This is a genomic window from Streptomyces sp. NPDC003027 (genome assembly GCF_053591435.1).
The window spans coordinates 65,664-90,316 of sequence record NZ_JBSFTU010000027.1 but is presented as its reverse complement, the minus strand read 5'-3'; the positions used below and the strand labels follow the sequence as shown (position 1 = coordinate 90,316).

General features: G+C 73.6%; 15 protein-coding genes and 1 riboswitch. Of the genes, 7 read left to right on the top strand and 8 right to left on the bottom strand.

Translation table 11 applies throughout. From position 1 onward, the window contains the following. Nucleotides 1-488: 488 nt before the first annotated feature. Complete coding sequence (locus tag ACWDX6_RS20335; protein WP_451486282.1) at nucleotides 489-1,055, bottom strand: MarR family winged helix-turn-helix transcriptional regulator; 567 nt, start codon at nucleotides 1,053-1,055, stop codon at nucleotides 489-491. 154 nt (nucleotides 1,056-1,209) lie between these two features. Here ACWDX6_RS20335 and ACWDX6_RS20330 point away from each other — a divergent pair, with 154 nt between their 5' ends. Beyond that, a complete protein-coding gene (locus tag ACWDX6_RS20330) occupies nucleotides 1,210-2,475 on the top strand; it encodes an MFS transporter (RefSeq protein ID WP_451486281.1) in 1,266 nt (421 codons plus the stop codon). 46 nt (nucleotides 2,476-2,521) lie between these two features. On the opposite strand, the gene ACWDX6_RS20325 is transcribed toward ACWDX6_RS20330, so the two are convergent. Both ACWDX6_RS20325 and ACWDX6_RS20320 read right to left on the bottom strand, forming a co-directional pair. After that, on the bottom strand, nucleotides 2,522-4,156 hold the full coding sequence (locus ACWDX6_RS20325; protein WP_451486280.1) for an ATP-binding SpoIIE family protein phosphatase: 1,635 nt from the start codon (nucleotides 4,154-4,156) through the stop codon (nucleotides 2,522-2,524). 107 nt (nucleotides 4,157-4,263) lie between these two features. Further along, nucleotides 4,264-5,628 (bottom strand): NAD(P)/FAD-dependent oxidoreductase, encoded by a 1,365-nt coding sequence (locus ACWDX6_RS20320; protein ID WP_451486279.1) that lies wholly within the window; start codon nucleotides 5,626-5,628, stop codon nucleotides 4,264-4,266. 350 nt (nucleotides 5,629-5,978) lie between these two features. Between ACWDX6_RS20320 and ACWDX6_RS20315 the strand changes: the two genes are divergently transcribed. Continuing rightward, complete coding sequence (locus tag ACWDX6_RS20315) at nucleotides 5,979-6,773, top strand: TetR/AcrR family transcriptional regulator (RefSeq protein WP_451486284.1); 795 nt, start codon at nucleotides 5,979-5,981, stop codon at nucleotides 6,771-6,773. Between the two features lie 258 nt (nucleotides 6,774-7,031). Then, on the top strand, nucleotides 7,032-9,032 hold the full coding sequence (locus ACWDX6_RS20310; RefSeq protein WP_451486278.1) for a sigma-70 family RNA polymerase sigma factor: 2,001 nt from the start codon (nucleotides 7,032-7,034) through the stop codon (nucleotides 9,030-9,032). Between the two features lie 62 nt (nucleotides 9,033-9,094). Here ACWDX6_RS20310 and ACWDX6_RS20305 read toward each other — a convergent pair whose 3' ends face one another. Beyond that, complete coding sequence (locus ACWDX6_RS20305) at nucleotides 9,095-12,406, bottom strand: ATP-binding protein (protein ID WP_451486283.1); 3,312 nt, start codon at nucleotides 12,404-12,406, stop codon at nucleotides 9,095-9,097. A 312-nt stretch (nucleotides 12,407-12,718) separates the two neighbouring features. Continuing rightward, nucleotides 12,719-14,830 carry an asparagine synthase-related protein gene (locus ACWDX6_RS20300; protein ID WP_451486277.1) on the bottom strand — a complete coding sequence of 704 codons (2,112 nt, stop codon included), beginning with the start codon at nucleotides 14,828-14,830 and terminating at the stop codon, nucleotides 12,719-12,721. 770 nt (nucleotides 14,831-15,600) lie between these two features. Here ACWDX6_RS20300 and ACWDX6_RS20295 point away from each other — a divergent pair. The 4 genes from ACWDX6_RS20295 to ACWDX6_RS20280 all read left to right on the top strand — a co-directional run bounded on the left by ACWDX6_RS20295 (nucleotide 15,601) and on the right by ACWDX6_RS20280 (nucleotide 20,732). Next, on the top strand, nucleotides 15,601-17,055 hold the full coding sequence (locus ACWDX6_RS20295) for an MFS transporter (protein ID WP_451486276.1): 1,455 nt from the start codon (nucleotides 15,601-15,603) through the stop codon (nucleotides 17,053-17,055). Between the two features lie 176 nt (nucleotides 17,056-17,231). After that, nucleotides 17,232-18,428, top strand: a complete 1,197-nt coding sequence (gene lhgO / locus ACWDX6_RS20290; protein ID WP_451486275.1) for an L-2-hydroxyglutarate oxidase — start codon at nucleotides 17,232-17,234, stop codon at nucleotides 18,426-18,428. 74 nt (nucleotides 18,429-18,502) lie between these two features. Further along, entirely contained in the window at nucleotides 18,503-19,291 is a 789-nt protein-coding gene (gene trmB / locus ACWDX6_RS20285; RefSeq protein ID WP_451486274.1) for a tRNA (guanosine(46)-N7)-methyltransferase TrmB, read from the top strand. Nucleotides 19,292-19,421: 130 nt separating this feature from the next. Beyond that, nucleotides 19,422-20,732 carry a PrsW family intramembrane metalloprotease gene (locus ACWDX6_RS20280; protein ID WP_451486273.1) on the top strand — a complete coding sequence of 437 codons (1,311 nt, stop codon included), beginning with the start codon at nucleotides 19,422-19,424 and terminating at the stop codon, nucleotides 20,730-20,732. A gap of 92 nt (nucleotides 20,733-20,824) precedes the next feature. Here ACWDX6_RS20280 and ACWDX6_RS20275 read toward each other — a convergent pair whose 3' ends face one another. The 3 genes from ACWDX6_RS20275 to ACWDX6_RS20265 form a co-directional block, all read right to left on the bottom strand. Then, nucleotides 20,825-21,772 (bottom strand): aldo/keto reductase, encoded by a 948-nt coding sequence (locus ACWDX6_RS20275; protein WP_451486272.1) that lies wholly within the window; start codon nucleotides 21,770-21,772, stop codon nucleotides 20,825-20,827. A 161-nt stretch (nucleotides 21,773-21,933) separates the two neighbouring features. Next, nucleotides 21,934-23,046, bottom strand: a complete 1,113-nt coding sequence (locus ACWDX6_RS20270) for a M23 family metallopeptidase (RefSeq protein ID WP_451486271.1) — start codon at nucleotides 23,044-23,046, stop codon at nucleotides 21,934-21,936. 11 nt (nucleotides 23,047-23,057) lie between these two features. Beyond that, nucleotides 23,058-23,203, bottom strand: a riboswitch (cyclic di-AMP (ydaO/yuaA leader). A 211-nt stretch (nucleotides 23,204-23,414) separates the two neighbouring features. After that, the gene (locus ACWDX6_RS20265) at nucleotides 23,415-24,575 is read right to left on the bottom strand and encodes a PP2C family protein-serine/threonine phosphatase (protein WP_451486270.1); all 1,161 of its coding nucleotides are present in this window, start codon (nucleotides 24,573-24,575) and stop codon (nucleotides 23,415-23,417) included. Between the last annotated feature and the right edge of the window lie 78 nt (nucleotides 24,576-24,653).

Here is a 24,653-nt window from a genome sequence, read left to right as displayed (position 1 = left end):
GCACGCTGTTGAGTTCTCAAGGAACGGACGCTTCCTTCGTACTCACCCTCTCGGGCTTTCCTCCGGGCTTTTCCCTTCGGTCTTTCGTGTTTCCAGCTTAGCAGATCCGTTTTCCGTTTCCGCCACCCGCTGGAGCGGGTTTCACCTTCCGGGAATTCGCTTTCGCGTTTCCCTTTCCGGCGGCTCCGACTCTATCAGATCCTTTCGGGCCTGATTCCCAGTCAGCGGGGTTTGTCTTCCCGGCTGTTGGGCCGTTCCGACGCTCGAACTCTAGCGGATTCCCCTTGCGACTCATAATCGAGTCTTTCGAAATGAATTCCGGCATGCCGAAATTCGTCCCGGTCGGGAGATCGTGCTGAGTTGAGGAGCCGCATGAGCGGCGGGAGTGGCTGTCGCAGAACCGTTCCGGCCCCGTGACAACTCGGAGAACACTACGGATACGGCCGGGGCGTGTCAACCCCGCCCCGGCGGGCCCCCGGACGGCCTCCTCAGTCGAGGTCCGTCAGCCGGCCGCCCGCGTCCGGCTGGGTGTGCTCGACCCGCCTGAGCAGGCGGATCAGCATCTCGCCGAGGAGGCCACGCTCCTCGCTCGACAGGTCCTGGAGGAGCTCCTCCTCGAAGCCCGTCGCCATCCGCATCGCCTCGAGCCACTTCGAACGGCCCTCGTCCGTGAGCTCCACGATCACCCGCACCCGGTTGTTCTCGTCGCGGTCGCGCGTCACCAGGCCCTCACCCGCCATGCGGTCGATGCGGTGGGTCATCGCGGCCGGCGTGAGCCCGAGGCGCTTGGCCAGCTCTCCGGGGCCCAGGCGGTAGGGGGCACCGGCCAGGACGAGGGTCTTGAGGACCTCCCACTCGGCGTTGCTGATGCCGAGGTCGGCGACCTGGCGGCCGTACGCGACGTTCATCCGGCGGTTCAGCCGGCCCAGCGCGGAGACGACCTTCTCGACCTGGGGGTCGAGGTCGCGGTACTCGCGCTGGTAGGCGGCGATCTGCTCGTCGAGGCTCGGCTCCTGCAGGGGCTGCGGGCCGGACTGCTCGGGGGTGTCGGACATGCGGGGAGTATCCCACGGTCGACGTTGGCGTTGAAGTCCTTCGATGTGTACAGTTAAGCATCGAACTTTAGTATTGAAGTCTTCAGAGTTCAGGCGTACAGGGCTGAACTCGCGACCGAAGTGGGTGAGTGTGACCAAGGCGATGGGTGCAGCGATGCGCCGAATCCAGGCAGGCAGCGCGCTGAGCGCGTTCGGGCTCGGCTTCACCGTTCCGTACCTCTATGTGTACGTCGCTCAGGTGCGGGATCTGGGCGCGACCACGGCGGGCATCGTGCTCGCCGTCTTCGCCATGGCCGCACTTGTCGTCCTTCCCTTCAGCGGGCGCGCCATCGACCGGCGCGGTCCCGTCCCCGTGCTGCTGGTCGCGGCCGTGCTGGCCTCCCTCGGTTCCCTGGGCATGGGCCTGTCGGGGAGCGTGGCCGCGGTCGTGGGGTCCGCGGCGCTGCTGGGTGCCGGTACGGCTGTGATGCAGCCGGCGCTGGCGACGATGATCGTCTGGTGCTCGGAGCCGGCCGGCCGGACGCGGTCCTTCGCCACGCAGTTCTTTCTGCAGAACCTCGGACTCGGCGTCGGTGGTCTGATCGGCGGGCAGCTCGTCGACGAGAGCCGGCCCGGCAGCTTCCTTCTTCTCTTCTCGATCGAGGCGGTGATGTTCCTCGTCCTCGCGGGAATCGTGCTGACCGTGCGGATGCCGGGCTCCCCCGCCCTCCAGACCGACCGGCCGGCCGCCTCCAAGGGTGGCGGTGTGCTGGCGCTGCTGGGGCACAAGGCCATGGTGCGGCTGTGCGTCCTGGGCTTCGTGCTGTTCTTCGCCTGCTACGGGCAGTTCGAGTCGGGCCTCGCGGCGTACGGGACCGAGGCGGCCGGCATCGAGCCGGCGACGCTCGGGATGGCGCTCGCCGCCAACACGGCGGTCATCGTCCTCGCCCAGTTCGTGGTGCTGAGGTTCGTCGAACACCGCAGGCGGACGCGGGTGATCGCGGCCGTCGGTCTGATCTGGGCCGTGGCGTGGGTCATCGCCGGGTACGCCGGCCTCGGGCACGGCAGCCAGACCATGGCGACCGCGGCGTTCATCTCCACGTACGCCCTCTTCGGGCTCGGCGAGGCGATGCTGTCGCCGACCGTGGCACCCCTGGTGGCCGACCTGGCGCCGGAGTCGATGGTCGGGCAGTACAACTCGGCGTTCGCTCTGGTCAAGCAGTTGGCGCTGGCGGCCGGTCCGGCCGTGGGCGGGCCCATGGGGGCCGCGCTGCACGGGCCGTACATCGTGACCTTCGTGCTCTTCTCGCTCGGGATCACGTTCCTGGCGGTGCGTCTGGGCAAGCAGCTCACTCCGGTGCAGAACCAGCCGTCGCTCGCGGCCAGGACCTCACGGATCGTCGCGCGGCACCAGCCGGAGAAGCAGACCGCCGCCGCTTGAGGGCTCCGACCCGCCGGACATGGCCGCGCCCGCCTGCCGGGCCGGCTCAGTCCGGCAGGGCGAACTCGCACCAGACCGCCTTGCCGCCCCCCGGTGTGCGGCGGCTTCCCCAGGACGAGGCGATCGTGGCGATGATCGAGATCCCGCGGCCCGCCTCGTCCTCCGACTCCGCCCTGCGGCGGCGCGGCAGATGGTCGTCGCCGTCGGTGACCTCGATGATCAGCCGGCGGTCGGTGCGGCGCAGTCTGAGGCGCATGGGCGGGGTGCCGTGCTTGAGGGAGTTCGCGACCAGCTCGCTGGTCGCGAGCACACCGAGATCGCGCAGTTCGACCGGGAAGCGCCAGCTGGCCAGAACGCCCGACGCGAAGGCACGCGCGCGTGGCGCGGCCTCCACACCACCCAGAAGGTCCAGGGCGGCGTTGTGGAAGAGCTCGGCGTCGGCTCCCTTGCGGGCGGGATGCTGGACGACCAGCACCGCCACGTCGTCGTCGTGGTCGGCGGTGACGCCGAGGGAGCGCAGCAGCCGGTCGCAGACCACCTGCGGGGTGCCGGTGGCGCCGGACAGGGCGCGCTCCAGGGCGGCGACGCCCTCGTCGATGTCCTCGCGGCGGCGTTCGACCAACCCGTCGGTGTAGAGGACGGCCGTGGAGCCGGGGGGCAGGGCGATCGTGCCCGAGGTGTGCAGCCAGCCGCCGGTGCCGAGCGGTGGCCCGGTGGGGTCCTCGGCGCGGCGGACCGAGCCGTCCTCGTCTCTGACGAGGATCGGGAGGTGACCGGCGGAGGCGTAGACGAGCCGGCCCTCGTTGGGGTCGTGGACGGCGTAGACGCAGGTGGCGATCTGGCTCGCGTCGATCTCGGCGGCGAGGCCGTCGAGGAGCTGGAGCACTTCGTGCGGGGGCAGGTCGAGGCGGGCGTAGGCGCGTACGGCCGTACGGAGCTGGCCCATGACGGCGGCGGCGCGCACCCCGCGTCCCATCACGTCGCCGATGACGAGGGCCGTCCGGCCCGCTCCGAGGGTGATGACGTCGTACCAGTCGCCGCCGACGGCGGCGTCGGTGCCGCCGGGCTGGTACGTGGCGGCGATCCGCAGGTCGTCGGGCTGCTCCAGTTCCTGCGGGAGCAGCGAGCGCTGGAGGGTGACGGCGGTTTCGCGGTGCCGGCGCTCGCTGGCGCGCAGCCGCTCGGCGGCCTCGGCGTGGTCGGTGACGTCGGCCGCGTGCACGAGGACGCCGCCGCCTTCCAGGCGCGAGGACTCCACGGGCAGGCAGGTGACCGTGTACGAGCCGCCGTCCTTGGTCTTGCGGGACTTGACCGTACGCGGCTTGCCGCTGCGCAGGACCTGGTCCATCAGCGGCAGCAGTCCGAGTTCGTGCGCCTCGGGGCAGGCGTCGGCGACGGTGGCCCCGGCGGGACGGGGGCCGAAGGCGGTGGCGTAGGCGTCGTTGACGTACGCGATGCGGTGCTCGGGGCCGTGCGCGAGCGCGACCAGGCCGGGGAGCCCGCCGATGACCTCCCGTACGGAGAAGTCCTCGAGGGCGGGGACGCCGGGGGTCTCGTCGGGGAGATGCTCCAGCTGCGGCCCGTACTCACCGCGGGCCGCGGGCACGGAGCCCTCGGTCCCCCGCGCGGCCATGCGGCGCTGCGTGCCGGGGAGCCGGGCGCTCCAACGGGTGAAGTTCACGGATCTGTATGCCTCGCGGTGTCGTCGGCCGTGCTGAGTCACTCTGTGCAGGTGTGAGCCCACCTATGGTCACACGTCCAGTGTGACCGAGCGCACTGACATCGGTGTCAGCCCGGCTCGGGGCCTTCCTTGGGGGGCAGGGGTGCGGCGGCGAGTTCGAACTCGGCGCGGGGGTGTTCCAGCGATCCGAGGGAGACGATCTCGCGTTTGAACAGGCCGGCGAGGGTCCACTCGGCCAGGACGCGGGCCTTGCGGTTGAAGGTGGGGACGCGGCTGAGGTGGTAGGCCCGGTGCATGAACCAGGCGGGGTAGCCCTTGAGTTTGCGGCCGTAGACGTGCGCGACGCCCTTGTGGAGGCCGAGGGAGGCGACGGAGCCCGCGTACTTGTGGGCGTACTCCTTGAGCGGCTGTCCGCGCAGGGAGGCGGTGATGTTCTCGGCGAGGACCTTGGTCTGGCGCACGGCGTGCTGGGCGTTGGGGGCGCACTCCCGGCCGGGCTCGTCCGCGGTGATGTCGGGGACGGCGGCGGCGTCGCCGGCCGCCCAGGCGTGTTCGACGCCGTCGACGGTCAGTCTGGCCGTGCACTTGAGCCGGCCGCGTCCGTTGAGGGGCAGGTCGGTGGCGGCGAGGACGGGCGCCGGTTTGACGCCGGCCGTCCACACGACGGTACGGGTGGGGATCCGGCTGCCGTCGCTGAGGACGGCCACGCGGTCCTCGCAGGACTCGAGCCGGGTGTCCAGGCGTACGTCGATGTTGCGGGCGCGCAGCTCGCGGACCGCGTACTTGCCCATCTCCTCGCCGACTTCGGGAAGGATCCGGTGGGTCGCCTCGACGAGGACCCACTTCAGGTCATCGGGCTTGATGTTGTGGTAGTACCGCGCGGTGTAGCGGGCCATGTCCTCCAGCTCGGCGAGCGCCTCCACGCCCGCGTAGCCGCCGCCGACGAAGACGAAGGTGAGGGCGGCGGCGCGCAGGCCGGGGTCGCGGGTGGAGGAGGCGATGTCCATCTGCTCGATGACGTGGTTGCGCAGCCCGATGGCCTCCTCGACGGTCTTGAAGCCGATGGCGTACTCGGCGAGGCCGGGAACGGGCAGGGTGCGGGAGATCGAGCCGGGCGCGATGACGAGTTCGTCGTACGTCAGCTGGATGTTGCCGGTGCCCTCCTCCTCGGTGGCGAGGGTGGAGAGCGTCGCCGTCCGCTTGGCGTGGTCGACGGCGTGGACCTCGCCGATGACGATGCGGCACTTGTCGAGGACGCGGCGCAGCGGGACGACCACATGGCGCGGGGAGATCGAGCCGGCCGCCGCCTCGGGCAGGAACGGCTGGTACGTCATGTACGGGTCGGGTGTGACCACGACGATCTCGACGGCGCCGCTTCTGAGCTCGGCCTTGAGCTGCCGCTGCAGGCGCAGCGCGGTGTACATCCCGACGTAGCCACCGCCGACAACGAGAATGCGCACAGGTTCGGTCACTGTCCCATGACGCAACGCCGTTCGAGGTTTGTCCACAGGCCCGGCAAATTGTGTGACCGCGGAAGTGCGGGGGCGCGGGGTGGCGCGCGGGGTGGGTACAACGGAAAGTGCCCAGGTCAGGGCAGGCGCGGGGGGTCGGGTCCGGGGTCGGAATCGGGAGAGTTCCGGTCCTTGCTCCGATCGGGGGGCGCACCGTGCGGAACTTCCCCTTCTGAATTGACCCGGACTCAACTATGTTCGTATGTCGTCGGGCATCGGACCGCCGCGCGTAGACCGAGCGCGGAAGCGTCCGATTCCCGTGTCAGGGCGGGGAGTCTCCGGGGGGAGACATCATGAGCGGGGGAACGCTTATGCACATGCAGGATTCGTACGGCCACGCCGTCGTCACGGCGACGGACGGCCGGACCGACGGGCGTACGAGCGGGTCGGCGGGATCAGCGCTGATCGGCCGGGCCGCTCCGCTGCGCGTGGACGCGCAGCGCAATCTGGAACACGTCCTGCGCGCCGCGCGCGAGGTGTTCGGGGAGCTCGGCTACGGAGCGCCGATGGAGGACGTGGCGCGTCGCGCCCGGGTCGGGGTGGGTACGGTCTACCGCCGCTTCCCGAGCAAGGACGTGCTGGTGCGCCGCATAGCCGAGGAGGAGACCGCCCGGCTGACCGAGCAGGCGCGGACGGCCCTGGGGCAGGAGGACGAGCCGTGGTCGGCGCTCTCCCGGTTCCTGCGGACCTCGGTGGCCTCGGGAGCGGGGCGGCTGCTGCCTCCGCAGGTGCTGCGGGTGGGCGTGGACGAGGGAGCGGCCGTCGACGCGCTGCCGTCGGCGCCGGTGGACCGGTCCTCGGACGACGAGGCGCGCGTGCCGCACCAGCGGGGCTTCGCGGAGCGGACGACTGCCCGGGTGGTGGCGCCGCGCGCGGTGCCGGTGGACGAGCGGGACGACGACCCGGGCGCGGCGGAACTCCTGGAGGTCGTCGGGCGCCTGGTGGACCGGGCGAGGGAGGCCGGTGAGCTGCGGGCGGACGTGACCGTGGCGGACGTCCTTCTCGTCATAGCCACGGCGGCGCCCGCGCTGCCGGACGCGGCGCAGCAGGCGGCGGCCTCCACCCGGCTCCTGGACATCCTGCTGGAGGGCCTGCGGTCGCGGTAGGGAGTGTGGCGGCGGGTCGGGGCCGCACAGGCCCTGCGCCGCCCTGACCCGGACGACCCTGTGGTGACGGCCGCTCACGCCCGCCTGTTCGGCGGTCACGGAACCGTCGAGCATGGCACGAACGAGTGAGCGGTTACGCCCGGATACAGGAAGTCTCCCCGGACGAGTGGTAGGTGGACGCGTCGGTTCAGGGCGTCTCCGCGCTGTGGCACGCTTGCCCGGTGTTCGGGTCTGAGCGTGCGTACGGGGGCTTCCGCGATGAGCGGTGACGGACGGGGTGACGGACGGGACGAGCCGCTGGGTGAAGGCGGCGCCACGGAGACCGGCGACGCCCCGGGAGCCGCCGGCCCGAGAAGCGGCGGCCCACCCTCATGGCAGGTGCCGAGCCAGGGCGGGCCGGGTGGCTCGTCGCTCACGTCCCCGGGCGCGGCGGGACCGATACCTGTGGGCGCCGAGCCTGGCGTGCCGCAGCAGCGTGAGCGCGGCGCCCTGGGGGCGGAGGCCGACGCGCATGGCGCGGACGAGGCCGACGAGGGCGTACTGCCGCCGCCGGTCGAACTCCCGCCGTCCGACGCCGACCTGATCCAGCTGATGCGGGACGGCGAGGACAGCGCGTACGAAGAGCTGTTCCGCAGGCACTCCGAAGCCGTGCGGCGCTATGCCAGGACGTGTTGCCGCGACGCGCACACCGCCGACGACCTGACGGCGGAGGTGTTCGCCCGCACGCTCCAGGCGGTACGGCACGGGGCCGGGCCGGAACAGGCCGTACGCGCCTATCTGCTGACCACGGTCCGGCGGGTGGCCGCGAACTGGACGAGGACGCGGAGGCGGGAGCACCTGGTCGAGGACTTCGCCGTGTTCGCGGCACAGGCCGCACGCGGTTTTGAGGTCTCCGACCAGGACACGCTGGACCTCGGCGCCGACGTCCGGGCCATGCACGAGGCCGAGCAGTCCCTGGCCATGCAGGCGTTCCGTTCGCTGCCCGAGCGCTGGCAGGCCGTGCTCTGGCACACCACGGTCGAGGAGGAGTCGCCGAGCGAGGTCGCGCCGCTGTTCGGGCTGACCGCCAACGCCACCGCCGTCCTGGCCGGCCGCGCCCGCGAGGGCCTGAAGCAGGCCTACCTCCAGGCCCATGTCAGCCAGTCCCTCACCGCCGGCGGGGACTGCGCCCGCTACGCCGACCGGCTCGGCGCCTATGCGCGCGGCGGGCTGCGGACGCGGGCCGAGCGGGGGCTGCGCAAGCACCTGGACGAGTGCGCCAAGTGCCGGCTCGCGGCCGGTGAGCTGGAGCACGTCAACGCCGGTATCCCCGCGCTGCTTCCGATCGCCGTCATCGGCTGGTTCGCCGCCGGGTACTCGCTCAAGGCCGCGGGCGTGGTGGCCGGCGGAGCGGCCGGGGCCGCCGGAGCAGGAGCGGCGGCCGCCACCGGAGCCGGTTCGACGAGCACGGCCGGGGCGTCGTCCGCCGCCGTCGCCGAGGGACTCGGCGCGCCCGCGAAGGCCGGGCTCGCGGCCGCGGTCGCCGTCGCCGCGGCCGCCGGTCTGGTGTGGGCGCTGTCCGGCGACCCCCAGCCGGTCGCGACACCCGAACCGTCCCCGCCGGCCGTCGCCCCCGTCGTACCCCCGGAACCGACCCCGCCGCCCAAGCCGAGGCCCACCCCGCCGCCGGTGCCCACGGCCGAGCCAGCCCCGTCCGCGCCCCCGCGGCCCACGCCGAGCCGGACGGTGAAGCCCCGGCCCGAGCCGGCTCCGAAGCCGACGCCCTCACCGAAGCCCAGCCCGTCGAGGACCGCGCCCAAGCCGCCGCCCGCGCCGCCTCCGGCCGTCTACCGGGTCAGCCGGCTCGACTACGGCATCGCCGGGGACGGAACCAGGCCCGAGGTGCGGCTGGAGCAGAGCAGCCCGATGTGGCAGCGCGACGGCCTGTCGATGGGCGGCGAGCGGTACGGACACGGCGTGACGGTGCAGGCGCCGTCCTCGCTCACCATCGACCTCAACCGGCCGTGCACCGGCTACGACGCGCTCGTGGGCATCGACGACATGAGCGCGCCCCTCGGTGTCGGCGGCGTCCTCTTCTCCGTCTACGGGGACGGCAGACGGCTGTGGCGGTCACCCGTGGTCGAGCCGGGCGATCCACCGGTACCGGTGCACGTCGGGATCGCCGGACACGAGACGCTCCGACTGGTGGTCGAGCCGCACACGCCGTTCGGCCGGGTCGCGGTCGCGGACTGGGCCCAGTCCCGGATCACCTGCGCGTGAGGCCCCGGGCCATCTGCGCGTGAGGCCCATCCGCCGCGCCCGTCACGAGCGGGCCGGCCCCGTCACGTAGGTGTGCGGGAAGGGGCCGACCCCGTCACGTACGCCTCCACCTGCGTCAGGACGGCCCCGGCGTCCAGCGCGCTGCCGGTGGCGTACGCCTCGGCGTAACCGTCCTCGCCCAGGGCCTCGCGGGCGCGAGCGGTGAGCGCCTCCGCCTCCCTGACCTCCGGCACGGAGCGGACCAGCGGGCCGCGCCAGGTGTCGACCGCCGCCAGGGTCCGGACCGCGAGGGCCGGTGCGCCGCAGCGGGAGAGCGTGATCGCCACGCACTCCGCCAGGGCGGCGATGACGAAGTCGGCGCACTGCGCCTCCCGCGCCGTGCGCAGCGCCGCCACCGCGCCCGCGACGGCTTCGGTGCCGCCGCCCTCGTCCGCCCGGATCCGGGCGTCGAGCCCGCTCAGTACCACCGCGAAATGGGGCGGCGGGGCGCCCGTCGTCACCACCCGGCGCGCCTCGTCCAGCCGGGCGCGGGCGCTCGGGACATCGCCCCGGTGCAGGGCGATCAGGGCGCGCATGGTCCCGATGTACGTCCGGGCGTCGTTGACGTGGGAGCGCTCCGCCTCACGGGACGCCTCGTCCAGGCCCTTCTCGGCGGCTTCCATGTCGCCCGCGCGGAAGGCGATTTCGGCGAGGCGTGCGACCAGGAAGGGCGCCTCGGCGTGGGCGCCGACCTCACGGGCGAGCTCCAGCGCCTCCTCGTACGCCTCGCCGGCCTCCGCGTGCCGGCCGCGCAGCATGTTCGCCTCCGCCGCGGCGCTCGCGACCTGTGCCCGCATCCAGCGGTCGCCGACCCGGCGGGAGAGGGCGCGCAGCTCGGCCAGGTCCTCGTCGATGCCGGTCATGCCGCCGGGCATGTCGACCGCCATGTGCGTACGGAACATCAGACTGACACCGATCTCCCACTCGCCGCCATGGCGGCGGCAGTGGGCGACGGAGGCATCCAGCATCGCGCGCACGACGTCCGGTTTCTCGGTGAGATAGGCCGTGAACGGCCACAGCAGACCGGGGAATCGGGCCGACTCGGGGCCGGGGTGGTCGGCGAAGGCGGCACGCACCCGCCGGACCAGGGCGGCGAGTTCGGGGTCGTCGCGGAATTCGCCGACGGTATGGCTCTCCACGGCGAGGAAGAAGCGCAGCATGTGCAGCCGCATGCGGGGCCAGTAGCGCGGGTCGGCGGGATCGTCCGGGTCGGTGCCGAGCCGGAGCGCGCGTTCGGCCCAGGCCAGGCCCTCGGGACGGTAGTTGCGCAGCCACCAGAACCAGCCCATGGCGAGGACCAGCCGGTGGGCGGACGGTTCATCGGCGGCGGTGAGGGCCGCGCGGTGGAGGGCGGCGCGGATGTTGTCGAGGTCGGTCTCGATCCGCCGGATCCAGGGGAGCTGCTCGCCGGAGCGCAGCCGGGGTTCGGCCTCTTCGACGAGCGCGGTGTAGTGGGCGGTGTGGGCGGTCTCGGCGGCGGCGAGCAGGCCCGGGGTCTCGGCGGCGCGCTCGCTCGCGTACTCGTGGATGGTCTCCAGGAGGCGGTAGCGCATCTCGCCGTCGTGGGTGGGGGCGGCGACGACCAGGGACTTGTCGACCAGGGCGCCGAGGGTGTCGGCCGCGTGGGCGGCTCCGAGGGCCTCGGCGGCGGGAAGGTCCCAGCCGCCGGCGAAGACGGACACCTGGCGGAGCAGCGTGCGCTCGTCGGGTTCGAGGAGGTCCCAGGACCAGTCGACGACGGCGCGGAGGGTCTGCTGGCGGGGCAGGACGGTCCGGCTGCCGGAGGTGAGGAGGGTGAATCGGTCGTCGAGCCGGTCGGCGATCTGGCGCGGGGTGAGCAGCCGCAGGCGGGCGGCGGCCAGTTCGATGGCGAGGGGGAGGCCGTCGAGGCGGCGGCAGATCTCGTCGACGGCGTCGAGGTCGGCTTCGGGCCGGAAGTCCGGGCGTACGGCGCGGGCGCGTTCGGCGAAGAGGAGGTGGGCCGGGTGCGGCGGCAGGGGTTCGACGGGCCGGACGGTCTCGCCGGGGACGCCGAGGGGTTCGCGGCTGGTGGCGAGGACGCGCAACCGGGGGCAGTGGGTGAGCAGGGTCTCGGCGAGTGCGGCGGCCGCGTCGACGACGTGTTCGCAGTTGTCGAGGACGAGGAGGAGGGGGCGGTGGGCGAGGTGCTCGACGAGGCGGGCGGTGGGGTCGTCCTGGAGGGGCTGGCCGTCGCGGGTGATCAGGTTGGTCTCGCGCAGGCCGAGGGCGGAGAGGACCGCGCCGGGTACGGCGTCGGGGTCGTCGAGCGGGGCGAGCTCCGCGAGCCAGGCGCCGCAGCCGCCGGTGCCGCCGGTGCGGCCGGGGCGGGTGGCCGCGAGGGCGGCCTCCTCAGCCGAGCGGGTCGAGCCGGGGCGGGCGGCCGCGAGGGCGGCCTCCTCAGCCGAGCGGGTCGAGCCGGGGCGGGCGGCCGCGAGGGCGGCCTCCTCAGCCAGGCGCGTCTTGCCGGAGCCGCCGGGGCCGGTGAGGGTGACGAGGCGGGAGCGGGCGAGGTCGGCGCGGATGGCGGCGAGTTCGGGTTCGCGGCCGACGAAGGAGGTGAGCCGGGGCCGGATGTTGCCGGGGCACGGGGGTTCCGGGGGCGCCTGGAGCAGTTCCCTGTGGAGGGCGAGCAGTTCGGGGCCCGGGTCGGCGCCGAGGCCGTCGGCGAGGGCGCGGCGGGCGTCCTCGTAGGCGGCGAGGGCGTCGGCCTGCCGGCCCTCGGCACGCAGGGCGCGGACGAGTTGGGCGCGGAAGCCCTCGTCGTACGGGTGGGCGGTGGTGAGCGCGGACAGCTCCGGTACGAGTCCGTCCACGGCACCGCGCCTGAGGTCGGCCTCGACGCGCCGGCGCAGGGCGGCGAGCCGCTGGGCCTCGGGGCGCACGCGCGCGTGCTCGGGGAGATCGGCGAGCGCGGGGCCGCGGAAGAGGGCGAGGGCGCCGCGCAGGAGGGTGGCGGCGGCTTCGGGGTCACCGGCGTCGAGGCGGGCGGCGGCCTCCTGGGAGCGCCGTTCGAAGACGTACAGGTCGATGTCGTCGGGGCGGGCGACGAGCCGGTAGCCGACACCGGGCGCCGACGCGACGGCGTCCCGCCCGATCACGCGACGGAGGCGCCCGACGAGGGCCTGGAGGGCGGCGGGGGCGTCGTGCGGGGGTTCGTCGCCGTAGACGTCGTCGACGAGTTCGGTGACGGAGGCGGCCCGTCCGGCGCGCAGAGCGAGCGCGGCGAGGAGCGCGCGCAGCCGAGCGCCGCCGAGGGGGAGGGGGGTGCCGTGGGGGTCGAGGGCCTGGGTCGAACCGAGGATGAGGTACCGCACCGGGTCATTGTCCCTGGCGAGAACGGTCGGCGCCTGGGGGTTTACCCGCTCGGCATTCGGAGGTGTCGAGCTCGAAGTCGAGGGGGCGGGGAGCCGCACGGCCGTCCCCAGCTTGTGGATGGACTTGTGGGCGTGGTCGTCTGCGAAGAGATCGGAGCAGACGACGGCTTCACCTGCCTGGCGGTCGATCAGCAGGTACACCCGGGATACGCGCACGGGCGTATCGCCGGATCTTCTTGACCCGGTCGCGGCCTGCCGTCGAGGAGGAGGTGACCTCGGCGGTGCTGTCACGTTTCGCCGTCCTGGCGGCCCTCACGCCGGTAGCGAGCGCCGGGAGGCGGGGATCAACGGCCCCGGAACCGCCCGCTGACGTGGTGCCGCCGTGCCCGTCCAGCACGTGCCGCGGCGGGACAGGAGGCGGCGGAGCCAGAGTTCGGTGGAGACCAGGTCGGCGAGGCCGTCCAGTGGGACCGGTTCGCCGTCGGCGGCCGCGCGCAGGGCCTTGCGGACCACGCGCGCCTCGATCAGGCCGGCGTCCGCCAGGAGCGGGGCGTCGAAGAGGGCCAGCAGGTCCGGGAGCGCCGCGCGCAGGCCGGTGCGGGCGGCGGCGGCCGGGACCGCGGGGTTCGGGGCGCCCCAGCCGGGCGGCAGGTCGTGGATGCCCGCGCCGGCCAGGACCGTGCGCAGGACGGTGGCCCGGGCGCCCGGCTGGACCCGCAGCGACTCGGGGAGGTCGCGGCAGGCCCGTACCACCTGGTTGTCGAGGAAGGGCGCGTGGAGCCGCTGACCGCGGATCTCGGCCGCCTGCTCCAGGACCCGGTGGTCGGCCGCGGACCGCGCGAGCGCCGCACGCGCGCGTGCCTCCCCCGGCCGCTGGACCGACGCCGGCAGCGTCGCCGCCCGGTTCAGACGAACCGATACTTCAGCGAGGGCCTCCCCCGTCAGCCAGCGCGCCGCCGGGCCGGGGCGCGACCAGGCCAGGGCGGAGAGGGACGCCTCCAGCGGGCCGAACGCGCCCGCCGCCGTCCGGTTCGCCTCCAGGAGCCCCGCCGCCGCCGCCTCGAGGCCGGTGCGGTAGGGGGTACGGGCCAGCCGGCGCGCCGCCCGGTACACCGTCAGCGGTACGAGGAGGGAGCCCGCCGACGTGCCCGTCGCCTTCGCGAGCGCCGCCACCGGACGCACCAGCGAGCGGCGCCGCCGGTCCATCAACAGGTCGGCCAGTCGCGCCGGATGGGCGTCCAGGACCTGCCGGGCGCCCAGCCCCGTGAAGTGGTCCGCGCTGCCGCCCGCGAGGCGTCGGCGGTGGCGGCCGGCGACGACGAGGGACGGGCCGGGCTCGTCGGTCAGCGGGCCTTCCAGCTCCGCGTACGGCAGCGCCTCCTCGCCCGCCGCGACGACCACATGGTGCAGCCGCGGGTTCGCCGCGATCACGCGGGCCCGCTCCAGCTCCTCCTCGCGGTGGGCACCGGCCCGGGTCGCCAGGTCGTTGAAGGTGACGGCGAGCAGCCGCTCCCCCGCGCCCGTGCCGTGGCCGAGGATCGTCCCCGGCACGCCCGGGAGACCGGCGGCCAGCAGGGCGAGTGTCCCGGAAGCGCTGCCTCCGGACAGATCCGCTCCGATCCCCGGCGCCGGTCCGCCGCCCCGGGCGGCCCGCCGCTCCGCGGGCCCCATGCCGGGGACGGGCCCGGGGTCCGGCAGCGGCGTCTCGGGAGCGTGCCGGGGCGCGGTGAGCCGGGCCCGTACGGCGTCGACCAGCGCGTCCCGTACCCCCTCCACCGCCCGCCGCGGCTCGACCTGCGGCGCCGCGACGGCGAGCGAGGCCACCGGTTCGTAGCCGGTGATCTCGCGCGACCCCTCGCGCAGGATCAGCGCGTGGCCGGGCGGCACCCGCTTCACGCCCTCGTACGGTGTGGAGTCGCGCAGCGCCTCCGGGGTCTCGGGGCAGGCCAGGAGCGCGGCGAGATGGCCGATGTCGAGCTGGGCCTCGATGAGGTCGGCCAGCGGCAGCGCGGCGGTCGCGTACGCGGTGCCGTTGGCCCAGGGGGTGTGGAACACGGGCCGCGCGCCCGCCAGATCGCCGGTGACGGTGACACGGCGGCCTACCTGGACGACGGCGGTGTAGCTGCCCGCCCACGCCGTGAGGTGGCGCAGGGCGCCACCGCGCGCGGCGAAGAGGCCGCTCCTCAGTTCCTCGTCGCTCGCGGCGCAGCACCCCAGGACGGCGAGGCGGCTGTGCGTGTCGACGCCGACGACGCGGATCTCGTCGGGGCGCCAGTCACCGACCGCCCACAGCGGATCGGGGTCGCCCCACAGGAGTTGTGCGCCCACGGGGTGCACCGTGCGCCCCTCGGACGCGCCGCCCCCCACCGCTCCCGCCGTACCGAAGCTCGCGGCGACACTGCTCCAGCCCACCAGCCATCGCATCGGCGCCTCCACGTCGGTTCAGTGGAGGAACATGCTGCCACGACAAGGGCGCACAGGACGGGCTCGGGAGCAAGGCACGCGAAAGGCGAATGAGCCGCTGGCATTGGCCAGTTGCGCACCGTCGTCATTCGGCCATTCTGTACGGGCTAGGGTCTTTCGTTTGGATCAGGCCGGATCAGGGAGCGGGGTCTGGTGCATGGGGTCTCCCCAGGCCCGCCAGGGCCGAGGGGACGGATCGCAAGGCGGAGGAGGGAGTCAACGCGGTGGGGGCACCACCCGTGCCCGAAGGGCTACGGGGGAGTTGGCGACCGACGACAACGCGGCGAGGCGCGGTGCCAGGGCACGCGAGCCCGGGATGATCCGAACGAAAGACCCTAGGGGCGTCGGCAGTCCGGGAGGCGGCCTGCGCCTCCCGGAGCCGTCCGCCGCCCGCGGGGAGGGGGCGACGGTATCCCCCAGCCCACCGTCCACAGCCGGATGGGCCGACCCACGCAGCACTCATGGAAGCGCTCCCCCTCCGGCCGGGCGAGAGCGCACGGGTGGGCGCACGGCCACACCACCGGAGCACGCTCCCCGGCGCCGCCCCCACCACCGCCGGCCCCGGCCGCTGCCCGCGGACCGCCCCTCCTCCGTCGGTCCACACAACAATCCCGCCATAGGGAACACCGCCCCTTAACGGTAGGGATGCGGCGAACTACGCTGTGTTCACGAATGCCGCACGCCTATGCCCGGCGTCGTGGCGGCCGTCTGGGTGGTCGAGGGGTGGCGTCATGTCCAGGGAGCAACGCGGGCCGAACGAAAAGCTCGGCACGGTTCTCGCCCTCGCGGGAATCAGCAACGCCGGCCTCGCCCGGCGCGTCAACGACCTCGGGGCTCAGCGGGGGCTGACCCTTCGTTACGACAAGACGTCGGTGGCGCGGTGGGTGTCGAAGGGCATGGTGCCGCAGGGCGCCGCGCCGCATCTGATCGCGGCGGCGATCGGCCAGAAGCTCGGCCGGCCGGTACCGCTGCACGAGATAGGCCTCGCCGACGCCGACCCGGCGCCCGAGGTGGGGCTCGCCTTCCCCCGTGACGTGGGCGAGGCGGTCCGCTCGGCCACCGAGCTGTACCGGCTGGATCTCGCCGGTCGACGGGCCGGAGGTGGCGGGATCTGGCAGTCGCTGGCCGGATCCTTCGCGGTCAGCGCGTATGCGACCCCCGCCTCCCGGTGGCTGATCACCCCCGCCGACTCCTCCGTGGAGCGGCTGTCGCACCGTCCCGCCGCCGGCCCCGAGGGGACGGCCGACGGGCCGGAGACCGGCCCCCACGCGCGCGTGGGGCACAGCGACGTCGCCAAGCTCCGCGAGGCCGCCGAGGACGCGCGCCGCTGGGACTCCAAGTACGGGGGCGGCGACTGGCGTTCCTCCATGGTCCCGGAGTGCTTACGCGTCGACGCCGCGCCGCTGCTGCTGGGCTCGTACTCCGACGAGGTCGGCCGGGCTCTTTTCGGCGCCACGGCGGAGCTGACCCGGCTGGCCGGCTGGATGGCCTTCGACACCGGTCAGCAGGAGGCCGCCCAGCGCTACTACATCCAGGCGCTGCGCCTCGCGCGCGCCGCCGCGGACGTGCCGCTCGGCGGCTATGTCCTCGCCTCGATGTCGCTGCAGGCCACCTACCGGGGCTTCGCCGACGAGGGCGTGGACCTCGCCCAGGCCGCCCTGGAGCGCAACCGCGGGCTCGCCACGGCCCGCACGATGTCCTTCTTCCGGCTCGTCGAGGCGCGGGCGCACGCCAAGGCGAACGACGGCGCGGCGGCCGCGGCCGCGCTCAAGGCGGCCGAGGGCTGGCTCGAGCGCTCGCGGGAGGGCGATGCCGACCCGTCCTGGCTGGGTTTCTACTCGTACGACCGGTTCTGCGCGGACGCCGCCGAGTGCTACCGCGACCTGAAGGCGCCGCGCCAGGTGCGCCGCTTCACCGAGCAGGCGCTCTCCCGGCCGACGGAGGAGTACGTCCGTTCGCACGGGCTGCGGCTCGTGGTGTCGGCGGTGGCCGAGCTGGAGTCGGGCAATCTGGACGCGGCCTGCGCGGCGGGCACGCGCGCGGTGGAGGTGGCGGGCCGGATCTCGTCCGCCCGGACGACCGAGTACGTACGCGATCTGCTGCACCGGCTCGAACCGTACGGGGACGAGCCCCGGGTCATGGAGCTGCGGGAGCGGGCCCGGCCGCTCCTGATGGCTCCCGCGTGAGCCCGCCGGACTCCGGCGTGCGTCCGGCATGAGGCCGTCGTGAGGCCGGCCTGGGTGCCCGCGACCCCGGCCTGGGTGCCCGTGAGTCCGGCCGGAGCCCGGCGTGACACGTGTCCCACCGGGTTTAGCGGCTCTGTCAGTGGGCCAGTGCACTATCGGGGTGGGAGGTGGTGCGGGTGTCCGTGCGGGACGTGGACTGCGACGTGCTCGTCGTCGGCGGCGGAATCGTCGGTCTGGCGACGGCGTACGCCCTGACCCGCGCCGCGCCCGGGACCCGGGTCACCGTCCTGGAGAAGGAGCACGGCCCGGCCCGCCACCAGACGGGACGCAACAGCGGCGTGATCCACAGCGGGATCTACTACCGCCCGGGGTCCCTGAAGGCACGGTTCGCGGTCGCGGGCGCGGCCGAGATGATCAAGTTCTGCGCGGAGTACGACCTTCCGTACGAGGTCACGGGCAAGCTCATCGTCGCCACCGCTCGCGAGGAGCTGCCGCGGCTGCACGCCCTCGTGCAGCGCGGCCGGGAGAACGGCATTCCGGTGCGCGAGCTGGGGCCGGCGCAGATCACCGAGTACGAGCCCCGAGTGCGGGGGCTCGCGGCGATCCACGTCGGCACGACGGGGATCTGCGACTACGGCGCGGTGGCGGCGCGGCTCGCCGAGGCGTCCGGGGCCCGGATCCTGTACGGCGCTGAGGTCACGACGGTCGACCGGCGGCCGTGGGGTGTGGCCGTGCGCACGGCGGCCGGCGCCGTGCTGCGGGGGCGGGTCCTGGTGAACTGCGCGGGCCTGCACTGCGACCGGGTGGCCCGGCTCGCCGGCGACGACCCGGGCATGCGGATCGTCCCGTTCCGCGGCGAGTACTACGAACTGGCGGACGCGTCGCTCGTCCGCGGCCTGGTCTATCCGGTTCCCGACCCGGCGTTCCCCTTCCTCGGGGTGCACCTGACGCGGGGCATCGACGGTGGCGTCCACGTCGGGCCCAACGCGGTGCCCGCCCTGGCCCGGGAGGGGTACGGCTGGTCGGTCGTCCGGCCGGGGGACCTGGCGGGGACGCTGGCGTGGCCGGGATCATGGGCGATCGCGCGGGAGCACTGGCGGTACGGCGCCGGTGAGCTGCGGCGTTCACTGTCGAAGCGGGCCTTCACCGAGGCGGTGCGCAGACTGCTGCCCATCGTGGAGGAGCGCGACCTGCGGCGCGCCGCGGCGGGCGTGCGGGCCCAGGCGGTCCTGCGGGACGGCACCCTGGTCGACGACTTCCTGATCAAGGAGGCCTCGCGGACGGTGCACATCCTGAACGCGCCGTCACCGGCCGCGACGGCATCCCTCCCGATCGGCCGGGAGGTGGCGGCAAGAGCCCTGGCGATGCTGTAGCCGGCCGCGGGGCTGTGGGCACCTGTCTCCACCGGACAGGCCCTCAGCCCCCGGCCCCGTAGAATTGCCGCATTGTGTCTGAGTCCCGTGAAAACGTTCCGCAGTCCCTCGCCGAGCCCGTCGTCGCGCGGCGGGGCAGCCGGATGTTCGCCGCCGGTGAGGGGCCCCTGCCCGACCCCGCCGGGTCGCACCACGAGCGGCGCATCCGCAGCTTCCAGCCCCGGCGCAGCCGCGTCACCGCGGGGCAGGCCGAGGCGATGCTCAAGCGCTGGCCCGACTGGGGCCTGGACATCGACGGCAAGCGGGTCCTCGACCTGGACGAGATGTTCGGCGGCCTTCCCGTCGTCCTCGAGATCGGCTTCGGGATGGGCGAGGCCACCGCGCAGATGGCCGCCGCCGACCCCGGCACCGGCATCCTCGCCGTGGACGTCCACACCCCCGGGCAGGGCAACCTCCTCGGTCTCGCCGACCGCAACGGGCTCGAGAACGTCCGCGTCGCCAACGGTGACGCGATCATCCTGCTGCGCGAGATGCTCGCCCCCGACGCCCTCGACGGCTGCCGCGTCTACTTCCCGGACCCCTGGCCCAAGAAGCGCCACCACAAGCGGCGCCTCATCCAGCCGGAGTTCCTCACCCTCCTCGCGACCCGGATGAAGCCCGGAGCCGTCCTGCACTGCGCCACGGACTGGGAGGAGTACGCCGAGCAGATGCTGGAGGTGCTCTCCGCGCATCCCGACTTCGCGAACACCCAGCCCGACGGCGGCTACGCCCCCCGCCCCGCGTTCCGCCCCCTCACCCGGTTCGAAGGACAGGGCCTGGACAAGGGCCACGTCGTGCACGACCTGCTTTTCCGCAGGAAGTAGGGCCTGCTTCTCCCCAGGCAGCATGCCTGCTTCTCCGGAGGACCCACTTCTCCACAGGGACGGGCCTGCTTTTCCACAGGAAGCGGAACTCCCGCGCACGCTGTCGGTGGGGCTGGTTAGGGTCGCTTACGTGTCGAACCCCGTCCCCGCCCCCGTCCCCGCCCGGGACACCGAGGAGCCGGCCTTCCCCGCCGTCCCCGGCCGTGCCCAGTGGCGCTACCGGCCCCGGCGCGCCTTCTGGCGCGGCAAGGTGGTCCGGGCAGTCGCCGTGATCGCGGTGCTCGCGCTCTGCGCCCTGGTGATCCTGGCGCTGGTGCGAGACCAGACAGGCACCGAGGGGTTCCTGGTCGGCCTCGGCCTGGCCGTTCTGCCCGTGCCGCTCCTCATGGCCGCGTTCCGCTGGCTCGACCGCGTGGAGCCCGGCCCCTGGAAGATCCTGCTCTTCGCCTTCGCCTGGGGCGCCTTCGCCGCCGCGCTCGTCGCGATCCTCGCCAACTCCTTCGCGGTCCGCTGGATCGCCACCGCGACCGCCGACCCGGCGTCCGCGGACACCCTCGGCGCCACCGCCGTCGCGCCCGTGGTCGAGGAGAGCGCGAAGGCCGCCGCCATCCTGCTGGTCTTCCTCTTCCGCAGACGGGACTTCACCGGCCTCCTCGACGGAGTCGTCGTCGCCGGCTTCACCGCCACCGGCTTCGCCTTCACCGAGAACATCCTCTATCTCGGCAACGCCTTCGGGGAGGACCAGGAGTTCGGCAGCTCGGGGCTCGGCTCCGTGACCGCCGGAACGTTCTTCGTACGGATCGTGATGTCGCCGTTCGCGCATCCGCTCTTCACCGTGCTCACCGGGCTCGGATTCGGTCTCGCCGCCCTGGCCGCCCGTCGCCGGCGCGTCCGCCGGATCCTGCTGCCGCTGACCGGCCTGGTCCTCGCCATGGGCACGCACGCCCTGTGGAACGGCTCGGCGGTCTTCGGACCGTGGGGCTTCTTCCTGGTGTACGGCATGTTCATGGTGCCGGTCTTCGGGCTGCTGACCTGGCTGGCGATATGGAGCCGGCAGAAGGAGCTGCGCACCATATCCGGGCAGCTCCCGGCGTACGCGGCGGCCGGCTGGCTGTCCCCCGCCGAACCGCTCGCGCTCTCCTCCATGCGGGCCCGCTCGGTGGCCCGCGACTTCGCCGCCCGTACGTACGGCAAGCCGGCGGCGCAGGCCGTCGGGGAGTACGAGGCGTTCGCGACCAGCCTGGCCTTTCTGCGCGACCGGGCCGAGCGGGGGACGGCGGAGGAGGACTTCACCGCCCGCGAGCAGGAGCTGCTGCACCACCTCTGGCAGCGCAAGGCGGTCGCGTCCCCCGCGCTGACGTACGCGGCGCGGGCCACCGGCCGGGTGTGGGCGCCGCCGCAGTACCTCGACTACGGCGGCTACAACCCGTACCGGAGCTGACCGGGACCGCCCCAGGTCGGACGCGGTCCGACCGCGAAGACCCCGGTCACCCGGTCGCCAGGTCATGACCCGCGAAAGCCCCGTCGGCAGGGTCAGACCGCGGAGGCCTCGGTCAGCAGGGCCAGCTCCGCTTCGGTCAGGGTGAGGTCGGCGACCGCGACGAGGGCCGGGAGCTGCTCGACCGTACGGGCCGAGGCGATCGGAGCCGCGACGGTGGGCCGGGAGGCCAGCCAGGCGAGCGCGACGGTGGCGGGCTCGGCTCCGTGAGCCGCCGCGACCGTGTCGAGCGCCGCGAGCACCGCCCTGCCCCGCTCGGTGTCGAGATGCGCGCCGGCCCCTTGGGCGCGGGCGCTGTCGACGACCGTCCCGGGGCGGTACTTGCCGGTCAGGAAGCCGGAGGCGAGGGCGTAGTACGGCACGGACGCGAGACCGGCGCGCTCGGCGGTCTCCAGGAGCTCACCTTCGTACGTGTCGCGCGAGACGAGGTTGTAGTGCGGCTGGAGGGCGACGTAGCGGGCGAGCCCCTCCGCCTCGGCGAAGTCGAGGGAGGCGCGCAGCCGCTCGGGGGAGATGTTGGAGGCGGCGACGGCCCGCACCTTGCCGTCCTTCACCAGCTGGTCGAGTGCGGTGACGATCTCCTCGACGGGGACGGACTCGTCGTCGAAGTGGGTGTAGTAGAGGTCGATGTGGTCGGTGCCGAGCCGGCGGAGCGACTCCTCGGCGGCGCCCTTGATGGTGGCGGCGGAGAGGCCTTTGTAGCGGGGGTGGGCCCCGACCTTGGTGGCGATCACGACATCGTCGCGGTTGCCGCGGGTGGCGAGCCACTTGCCGATGATGGTCTCGGACTCGCCGCCCTCGTTGCCTTCGGCCCAGGCGGAGTAGGAGTCGGCGGTGTCGACGAAGTTGCCGCCCGCTGCGGTGTAGGCGTCGAGGACGGCGAAGGACCGCGTCTCGTCGGCGGTCCAGCCGAAGACGTTGCCTCCCAGCGCGAGCGGGAAGACGTGCAGGTCCGAGGAGCCCAGTCGGCGAAGAGAAGTCATGGGTTCCACAACCACCCGCCCCAGGCGGGTTATTCCGTCCCGCCCGGGCTCCGTGCCGACCCGTCGCGCCCCCGGTTCCGTGCCGCCCGCCCGCGCCCGTTCCGCGGCCGGTCACCGGTTCTGTCAGAGGTGAGAGGTTCGGTCAGAGGTGGGAGGCTCCGTCAGAGGTTCAGGCCCTTGCCGCGCAGCCAGGCCGACGGGTCCACGCCGGAGCCGCCCGGGGTGTGGACCTCCAGGTGGAGGTGGGGGCCGGTGACGTTGCCGGTCGCGCCCACGCGGCCGATGGTCTCGCCGGTGCCCACGGACTGCCCCGCGCCGACCGTCATGGACGACAGGTGGCAGTACCAGACCTCCGTACCGTCCTCCAGCTCCAGGACGATCCGGTAGCCGTACGAGCCCGACCAGCCCGCGGACTTGATGGTGCCGCCGTGGACGGCCTTGACCGGAGTGCCGGTGGGGGCCGCGAGGTCGAGGCCGGTGTGGTAGCCGGAGGACCACATCGAGCCGGACTCACCGAACGTGGAGGTGATGGTGTACGAGGAGGTCGGCAGGGCGTAACTGGCGGCGAGCTTGGCCAGGCGCTCGGCCTCGGCCTTGGCCGCTGCCTCCTCCTCGGCCTTCTTCTTCGCCTCGGCGGCCGCCTTCTCGGCGGCGGTCGCCTTGGCGGCGGCCTCTTCGGCGGCCTTCTCGGCCGCCGCCTTCTCCACCGCGGCCATCTCGGCGGCGTCGGCGGACGCCTGCTGCTGCTCGGCCTGCTGGAGGATGCGGGTGCGCAGCGCCTCGCCGGCGTCGGCGGTGGCCGCGGTGGTCGAGGCGCCCGTGTTCCCGGGGCCCTCGGCCTCCAGGGCGAGGGTGGCGGTGAGCGGCAGGGGGTTGTTCGTACCGGAGCCCGAGCCGTCCTCGCCGTCGGTCCCGCCGGTCGCGCCGTTCACGTCGGCGATCAGCTCGCCGACACCGGGCAGCTCGGAGGCGCCCGGGAGGCCGAGGTCGGGAAGCGATATGGAGACGGCGGGCTTCTCCTGCGCGGTGGCCAGGCCGCCCGCGCCGACGGCGGCGATGACACCGACGCCCAGGACCGTGGAGGAACGGGCGAAGTTGGAGCGCTGCTTGACGACGCGATGACGGCCGCCGGCGCCGGAGCGCGTCTGCTGACGAAGCGAGTCCTCGGTGGGATTCCACTCCTCCCACGCGGCTGTGCCGGGGTCCGCCCCGGGGGCACCCGAGGCACCGAACGCGTCGAAGGGGGCTTCGGGGGCAGGGGTGTTGGACGCCACGAAGGCGCGCTCCTTTCCTTCCTTCTCGCCTACCGGGTTAGCTGACGGGTTCGGAGCAGGAAGGTCTCCTACGGGCATCTCGCACGGATGCGAAGTGCCCGATTCACCCCAATTGGTGGTTCCCCGGTTCCTTTTCAGGATTCGGCGCGTGCGCACGGTGCCGTCTCTTGCGACGGCTGGGACGACCGCGCTGCGTTATCGAACGTTAATAGACAGAGGGTCCTGATTCCAAGCCGTTCCGGTTGATCATTAGCGAGATTGCGGGAGAATGGCCCGACTTGACCCCGCTTCAGTAAACGTCCGGCGAACAACGTGAATCTGACTGTGTGTCAATTGTTATCGGAGTGGCACCTTGTGACTACGGATGGTCACGGCACGACGGGCATGGTCCGCCGCCGCTCCGGCTGCCCCCGCGTCGGGCGGCTCACGGCCAGCAGCGCCATGTCGTCCGTCGTCCCGCCCCCGGTGTAGCGGCGCACATCGTCGACGAGCGCGTCCAGGAGCGCCTCCGGCCCCGGGAAGATCCGCCCGGCGAGCCGCTCGGCGGGATCGTAGAAGGCTCCTGTGGCGTCACGCGCCTCGGAGAGCCCGTCCGTGTACAGGAGCAGCGTGGCGCCCGGCGGGTACGGCGCCTCGTCGGCCCGGTCCGGCCACGCGGCCAGCTCGCCCAGACCGAGCGGCAGCGCCGGCTCGCTCGGTGCCAGCAGGGTCAGCTCTCCGTCCGCGTGGAGCAGCAGCGGCTCGGGGTGCCCGCGGTTCACCACCCGTACGAGGCCGCTGCCGCGCGGGATCTCGGCCAGCACGGCGGTGGTGAACCCCTCGGCGGCGTCCAGACCGGTCCGCCGGGTCCCCTCGCGGGCCAGCGCCCGCTCCAGCCGCTGGGCGACACCCTCCAGCGTCGACTCCTGCTCGGCCGCCTCGCGGAAGGCACCGATGAGGACCGCGACGGCCTCGACCGCGTCGAGCCCCTTGCCCCGTACGTCGCCGACGACGAGCCGTACCCCGTAGGGCGTGTCCTGGACCGCGAACAGGTCACCGCCGATGAACGCGTCCGCCTGCGCGGCCTCGTAGCGGGCGGCGACCTGCAAGCCGCCGATCCGCTCGGCCGGCGTCGGCAGCACCGCCTTCTGCGCCGTCTCCGCGATCACCCGGGCCGACGCCAGCCGCTCGCCGCTGCGCCGCACGACCCGGTTGATCAGCAGGGCGAGCGCGGAGACCGTGATGACGGTCAGGGTCTCGGTGAGCGCCGGGACGTCGGTGAGGGTGTCGTTGTAGACGTGCAGCCCGACGCTGGTGAGAACGGCGGCGATCCCGGTGAGCAGGGTCGTCAGCATCGAGAACAACGGGGCCGCGATCAGCGGTGCGGCCGAGAACATCGGGGCGGCGGTGAAGGCGGGCGGGGTGGACAGGTCGAAGACGCCCCCTCCGGCGATGATCAGCGGGGGCAGGGCACGGATGAACCGGCGCGCGCGCTCACCGCGCGGGCGCGGCCGGGATGAGGACCCGCTCCCCACCGCTTGCTGCCCCACCTGTGCTCTCCTGCCCGGTCCGTACACGGCGACGGACGGTACCGCGCCCTTCCCAGCGTGGCGGGAGCCGCGCCGGGC

What these genes read in the sequence shown, in the direction of transcription:
- ACWDX6_RS20335 (WP_451486282.1), bottom strand. Translation starts at nt 1,055, where the DNA reads ATGTCCGACACCCCCGAGCAGTCCGGCCCGCAGCCCCTGCAGGAGCCG.
- ACWDX6_RS20330 (WP_451486281.1), top strand. Translation starts at nt 1,210, where the DNA reads ATGCGCCGAATCCAGGCAGGCAGCGCGCTGAGCGCGTTCGGGCTCGGC.
- ACWDX6_RS20315 (WP_451486284.1), top strand. Translation starts at nt 5,979, where the DNA reads ATGCACATGCAGGATTCGTACGGCCACGCCGTCGTCACGGCGACGGAC.
- ACWDX6_RS20310 (WP_451486278.1), top strand. Translation starts at nt 7,032, where the DNA reads ATGAGCGGTGACGGACGGGGTGACGGACGGGACGAGCCGCTGGGTGAA.
- ACWDX6_RS20300 (WP_451486277.1), bottom strand. Translation starts at nt 14,830, where the DNA reads ATGCGATGGCTGGTGGGCTGGAGCAGTGTCGCCGCGAGCTTCGGTACG.
- ACWDX6_RS20295 (WP_451486276.1), top strand. Translation starts at nt 15,601, where the DNA reads ATGTCCAGGGAGCAACGCGGGCCGAACGAAAAGCTCGGCACGGTTCTC.
- ACWDX6_RS20275 (WP_451486272.1), bottom strand. Translation starts at nt 21,772, where the DNA reads ATGACTTCTCTTCGCCGACTGGGCTCCTCGGACCTGCACGTCTTCCCG.